1 protein-coding gene is annotated in these 6111 nt (G+C 71.0%); it reads left to right on the top strand.

Annotation, left to right across the window (positions count from 1 at the left end; translation table 11 throughout):
* A partial coding sequence (locus tag D7X74_RS38530) for a non-ribosomal peptide synthetase (RefSeq protein ID WP_147446834.1) occupies positions 1–6111 on the top strand: 6111 nt, incomplete at both ends.

Here is a 6111-nt window from a genome sequence, read left to right as displayed (position 1 = left end):
GTCAGGCGCTCGCACGGGAGTTGGAGGTGCAGACGCACACGGTGGCGCTGCTGCCTCCGGGGGCGGTGCCCAAGACGTCGAGCGGGAAGATTCAGCGCTTCGCGTGCCGTGCGGCGCTGGTGTCCGGAGAACTCGCCGTGCTGTGGCGCAGTGAGGCGGCGGGTGCGGAGCCGTTGGTGCGGACTCCGGTGGTGCCTGTGCCCGAAGCGCCGACGGTGGAGCAGGCCGGTGCGGCGGAGACCACGGTTTCGGTGGGTACGACGGCGAGTCAGCCCGGTGCGCTCGCAGGTGCCTCGGTTCCAGTTGGCGCGACGGCCAATCAGTCCGGAGTGCCCTCGGGTGTCTCGGCAGTGGACGCCTCGGCTTCGGCTGACGCGGCGGGGAATCAGTCTGGTGCCTCCGCCCCTGTGGCCCAGGCCGCAGCCTCCCCTGCTCGCTCCGTGGAGGAACTGGAGCGCATTCTTCGCGAGGAGCTGACCGCGGTCCTCGGGGCGGAGGCCGGCCTTCATGGCTCGGACGTTCCGCTCACGCAGCTGGGCATGGACTCGCTCGCGGCCGCGGACCTCCAGGGACGCATCGAGAAGCGTCTGGGGACGCGTGTCTCCGCCGCGACCCTGTTGCAGGACGTGACCCTCCAGGGGCTCGCGGCGTCGCTGGCCCAGGGCAGCACCGCGACGGGACTCGCGGCCCTGCCCCCGGTGCAACGGCGCCCAGCTCCGGCGGGGCTGACGCCGGCCTCGTTCTCCCAGCAGCGCCTGTGGTTCCTCCAGCAACTGGCGCCGGAGTCCACCGCCTACCATGTCCCCGTGTCGCTCTCGCTCCGAGGCCCCCTGGTCCCGGAGACGCTGTCGCGTTCGCTGAACGAGCTGGTCCGTCGCCACGAAGCGCTGCGCACGACCTTCGTCGCGCGGGACGGCGTGCTGTTCCAGCAGGTCCACGCACCCTCCCCTGTGTCGCTGACGGTGGAGGACGTCGTCAGCCAGGACTCCGTGTCACGCGAGGCCCTGCTGGATGCGTGGGCGGTGCGCGATGCCCAGCAGCCGATGGACATGTTCACCGGTCCGCTGCTGCGCTTCGTGCTGCTGCGCTTCGCGCCCGAGGACCACGTGCTGCTCGTCTTCGTGCACCACCTCATCGCGGACGGCTGGTCCGTAGGCGTGCTCTCCCGCGAGCTGGCCGCCCTCTACGGGGCCTTCGGGGACCAGCGTCCCTCTCCCCTGCCCGAGCCCGCGCTCCAGTACGGCGACTTCGCGGCGTGGCAGCAGTCGTACCTGACGCCCCAGGCCCTGGCCCCGGAGCTGGCGTGGTGGAAGCAGACGCTCTCCGGTGCACCTTCCCTGCTGTCCCTGGCCACCGACAAGCTCCGCCCCCAGCGGCTGTCCTCCCAGGGTGCCCGCAGGCTGCGCGTGCTGCCCGCGCCCCTGATGGCGAAGCTGAACGCGCTGGGCCGCCGTGAGGGCGCGACGCCCTTCATGATGCTGGTGTCCGCGCTGGCCACCGTGCTGCACCGGTGGAGTGGCCAGACGGACTTCATCCTCGGCTCCGCGACGTCCGGACGCGATGTGCCGGGCACCCGCTCCCTCGTGGGCGACTGCACCAACTTCCTTCCGCTGCGCCTGCGCCTTCCCGCTGACACCACCGTGTCGGGGCTCCTCTCCAGCGTGAAGCAGACGACGCTGGACGCGCTGGCCCACGGGTACGTGCCGTATGACCACGTGCTCGCCGTGGCGCAGCCGGGCTCGCAGCGGCGCGAGCTGTACAACATCGCCTTCGTCCTGGACGACTACGCCATTCCGCGCGCCCAGCCGGTGGGCGGTGGACTGACGCTGGACGTGGGGCTACTAGACAACCGCACCACCGAACTCGACATGACGTTCGAGGCCGCCCCCGGGCCGGACGGACTGCTCATCGGCTGCAAGTACGCCACGGACCTCTTCGAGCCGGAGACCATCGACCGACTCCTCTCCCACGTGGAGAACGTCGTCGGCGGAATGGTGGCGGCCCCGGAGACGAAGCTCTCCGAGCTGCCCGTGATGACGGAGGCGGAGCGCCACCAGGTCCTCCATGGCTGGAACCCGCCCGTCGAACCATTCTCCACCGGCACGCTGGTGGAGCGCTTCGAGGCGCAGGTGGACCGCACGCCGGACGCCATCGCCGTCAGCTTCGAGCTGCGCCAGCTGACGTACCGCGAGCTGGACGCCCGGGCGAACCGGCTGGCCCATGTCCTCCAAGCGCGTGGGGTGGGCCCGGAAGTCCTCGTGGGCGTGTGCCTGGAGCGCGGCGTGGAGCTGGTCGTCGCACTGCTCGGCATCCTCAAGGCCGGAGGTGCGTACCTGCCGCTGGACTCCGCGCACCCGCGTGAGCACCTGGCCTTCCTGCTGGAGGATGCGCGCTCGCCGCTCGTCCTCACCCAGGCGTCATTGGAGGACCGCGTGCCGTCCGTGGACGGCACCTCTGTGCTCACGTTCGAAGCGGCGATGGCCTCCGGAGCTTCGTCTGAACGGCCCGCGCACAGGAACGCTCCGGGCGACCTCGCGTACGTCATCTACACGTCGGGCTCCACCGGACGTCCCAAGGGCGTGATGGTGCAGCACGACCACGTCACGCGGCTCTTCAGCGCGACGGACGCGAAGTTCCACTTCGGGCCCAAGGACGTGTGGACGCTGTTCCACTCGTACGCGTTCGACTTCTCCGTCTGGGAGCTGTGGGGCGCATTGCTGTACGGCGGCCGGCTGGTGGTGGTGCCGTACTTCGTCAGCCGCTCGCCGCAGGCCTTCCTGCGCCTGCTGGCCGACGAGGGCGTCACCGTCCTCAACCAGACGCCCACCGCCTTCCGCCAGCTTCTCCACGCCGAGCAGCAGGCCGCGTCCCAGGGCGAAGCCCTCACCCTGGCGCTGCGCTACGTCATCTTCGGCGGAGAGGCGCTGGACCTCGCGTCGCTGCGCCCCTGGTTCGAGCGCCATGGCGACGCACGGCCCCAGCTCGTGAACATGTACGGCATCACCGAGACCACGGTGCATGTCACGTGGCGCCCGGTGGGGCTCGCGGATTTGGAGCGTCCCGGCTCCAGCGTCATCGGCCAGCCCATCCCCGACCTCCAGCTGTACCTGCTGGACGCGGCGGGACAGCCGGTGCCCCTTGGCGTGCCGGGCGAAATCCATGTGGGCGGCGCGGGCGTGGCCCGGGGCTACCTGCGCCGGCCCGAGCTCACGGCCGCGCGCTTCGTGGACGACCGCTTCGGCCCCGTGCCGGGTCGCAAGCTCTACCGCGCGGGAGACCTGGCGCGGCGGCTGCCTTCCGGAGACTTGGAGTACCTGGGCCGCATCGACCACCAGGTGAAGCTGCGAGGCTTCCGCATCGAGCTGGGCGAAATCGAGTCCTCGCTCAGCACGCACCCCGACGTCCGCGAGACGGTCGTCATCGTGCGCGAGGACGTGCCCGGAGACCAGCGCCTCGTGGCCTACGTCGTCCCGGCCACGGTGGAGGCCGGAGTCCTGCGCGAGCACCTGCGCGCGCGTCTGCCCGAGTACATGGTGCCCGCCGCCTTCGTCGGCCTGGGCGCCCTGCCCCTCACCACCAACGGGAAGGTGGATCGCCGCGAGCTTCCCGCGCCCACCGCCTCCACGTCCTCCAGTGAGGACGACGCGCCCCTGACGCCGCTCCAAGAGCAACTGGCGTCCCTCTTCCGTGAAGTGCTGCGCGTGGAGCGCGTGGGCGCGCACGACGACTTCTTCGACCTGGGTGGGCACTCGCTGCTGGCCACGCAGCTCGTCACCCGGGTGGCCGCGCGGTTCGGCGTGGACCTGCCCCTGCGCACGCTGTTTGAGGCGCCCACGTTGACTCAGCTCGCGGAGCGCATCCAGGCGCTGCCGTCGCGCGCCGTCAGCCCTTCTCTTCCCACCGTGCCGCGGGACGGGGACCTGCCGCTGTCGTTCGCGCAGCAGCGCATGTGGTTCCTGGAGCAGCTGGAACCGGGACAGGCGCTCTACAACATCCCCCTGGCCCTGCGGCTCACCGGGGCCCTGGACGTGGAGGTGCTGCGCCGCACCTTCGCGGAAATCGTTCGCCGGCATGAGCCGCTGCGCACCACCTTCCTGGAGCGCGAGGGCCAGCCCCTCCAGCGCATCCACGCCGCGCCCGCCGAATGGCCGCTGCCGTTGGAGGTCCTTCCCGAAGGCGCCGCACGAGAGGACACCCTGCGCCGCCGCATGCGTGACGAGGCGGCCCTGCCCTTCGACCTGCGCACCGGCCCGCTGCTGCGCACGCGCCTGCTCAAGCTGGCCGCGCAGGAGCACGTGCTGCTGCTGAACATGCACCACATCGTCTCCGATGGTTGGTCCATGGGCGTGCTCGTGCACGAGGTGGGCAGCCTCTACGTGGCGTTCGCAGAAGGCCGTCCCTCACCCCTTCCGGCGCTGTCGGTGCAGGCCGCCGACTTCGCGGTGTGGGAGCGACTGGAGGGGAACTCCGAAGGCGTGCAGGCTCACCTGGAAGCCCTGCGTGACTCCCTGAAGGACCTGCCCGCGTTGACGCTGCCGTCCGAGCACGGCCTGCCCGCGACAAGGACTCTGCGGGGCGCAAGCCATGTCTTCATGCTGCCGGCGTCGTTGGTACGCGCGCTGGAGCAGGTGGCTCGGGAGCGCGACGCCACGCTCTTCATGGTGCTGCTGACCGGGTACGAAGCGCTGCTGTCGCGCTACTCCGGGCAGGACGACTTCGCCGTGGGCAGTCCCGTGGCCCACCGCACCCGGCCGGAGCTGGAGCCGCTCATCGGCGTGTTCCTCAACACGCTGGTGCTGCGTGCCCGCCTGGATGGAAACCCGCGATTCACGGAGCTGCTGGACCGCGTGCGCGAGTCCTCCCTGAGCGCGTATGCCCACCAGGACGTGCCGTTCGAAAGGCTCGTGGAAGCCCTGGGCTCGGAGCGCGGCGCGGACCGTGCCTCGCTGTTCCAGGTGATGTTCGCGCTGCACAACGCGCCGGTGCCGCCGCCCGCGTTGCCCGGTGTGCGCGTGGAATTGCTGCCCACCGCACCGGACACCTCTCGCTTCGACGTGAGCCTGTCGATGATGGCGCGTGAAGGAGGGCTGGAGGGGACGCTCGAATACAGCCTGGACCTCTTCACGCCGACCACCGCCGCGCGACTGGCGTCGCAGTTCCGAGTCCTGCTGGAGGCCGTGGCGAAGGACGCGACGGTGCCCGTCAGCCGCCTGCCACTGATGGACGCCGAAGAGCGCTCCTGGGTGCTGGTGGACTGGAACGCCGCGGCCACCCTGCCCCTCACGGAGGACACCCTCCCTGGCCTCTTCGAAGCCCACGTCCGCCGCGCGCCTGATGCCGTGGCCGTGGAGCACGAGGGCAAGTCACTCACCTACGGAGCGCTGGATGCGCGAGCGAACCAGCTCGCGCGCCACCTGGTGTCCCTGGGCCTGCGTCCGGAGGGCCGCGTGGGCCTGTGCCTGGAGCGCGGCCTGGACCTGGTGGTGGGCATGTTGGGCGTGCTCAAGGCCGGCGGCTGCTACGTGCCGTTGGACCCGTCCTACCCGCAGCAGCGGCTGACGTTCATGTTCCAGGACGCGGGCTTGTCCGCCGTGGTGACGGAGCGCGCGCTGCTGCCGTCGCTCCTGGAGCAGTCCTGGCCGACGGTGTGCCTGGACGCGGAACCGGACGCGCTGGAGCGCCACGCCACCACCGCGCCTGCTGGGGTGCCGGTGCTGCCGGGCCAGCTGGCGTACGTGCTCTACACGTCGGGCTCCACTGGGACGCCGAAGGGTGCGGGCGTGGAGCACCGCTCCATCGTCCACCTGGTGCGCGAGACGAACTACGTGCGCCTGACGCCGCAGGACTGCATCGCGCAGGTGTCCACACCGTCCTTCGACGCGGCCACCTTCGAAATCTGGGGGGCGCTGCTCAATGGCGCGCGGCTCGTCATCCTCCCGCGTGACGTCACGCTGTCGCCGCCGCACCTCGCCCGGAAGCTGCGAGAAGTGGGCGCCACCACGGTGCTGCTCACCACCGCCCTCTTCCACGAGATGGCGCGTGAGGAGCCCGGGGCCCTGGCGGCCCTGCGCAACACCTTCTTCGGCGGGGACCGCGCGGACCCTCGCGCCG

The organism is Corallococcus sp. CA047B (assembly GCF_003612065.1).
GTDB classification, from domain to species: Bacteria; Myxococcota; Myxococcia; order Myxococcales; family Myxococcaceae; genus Corallococcus; species Corallococcus praedator.
Note: the sequence above shows the minus strand (reverse complement) of the source record. Positions and strands in the feature narration are given on the sequence as shown.